Source organism: Nocardioides sp. P86, assembly GCF_023712465.1.
Taxonomy (GTDB): domain Bacteria; phylum Actinomycetota; class Actinomycetes; order Propionibacteriales; family Nocardioidaceae; genus Nocardioides; species Nocardioides kribbensis.
The window spans coordinates 1-419 of sequence record NZ_JAMAYE010000043.1 but is presented as its reverse complement, the minus strand read 5'-3'; the positions used below and the strand labels follow the sequence as shown (position 1 = coordinate 419).

Annotated in this window: 1 protein-coding gene; it reads right to left on the bottom strand. The window is 39.6% G+C overall.

Annotated features, from left to right (window positions below; genetic code table 11):
* Window positions 1–185: 185 nt before the first annotated feature.
* The coding region (locus M3673_RS18865) for an Hha/YmoA family nucleoid-associated regulatory protein (RefSeq protein WP_251535613.1) at window positions 186–419 on the bottom strand (234 nt) is incomplete at its 5' end.

Here is a 419-nt window from a genome sequence, read left to right as displayed (position 1 = left end):
AGTTACACGAAAGCCCATTTTCAACGCTGGCGATATCAACAATTTTATTTGAATCCGTATCAAATCCAAACGGGATCCATTTTTGTGCATTACGTCGCATGTATATTCCTCGTTAAAAATGAGTAAAGGAATTCTACATCATCCGTTTTTATCAAACCTGGAATAACAGCGTCTAATTACATTATTCATATCTCATCGGTGATGAGATGCCACACTGAAGCAGGTATTTTGTCATAGTTTTTTTTCATGTAGATCTCAGCCCTGCGGTGATCATAAGCTCCGTTCAGGCTGGTTATCTTATTCATATCCCCACCTTCATCATTTAATTTATCCAGGATACGCTCAAACACTCGGTCAAGGGTTTCAGTCGTACTGCACTTTCTGAACTTCAGGAGATAGGTTTCTCTCAGGCTACTGTG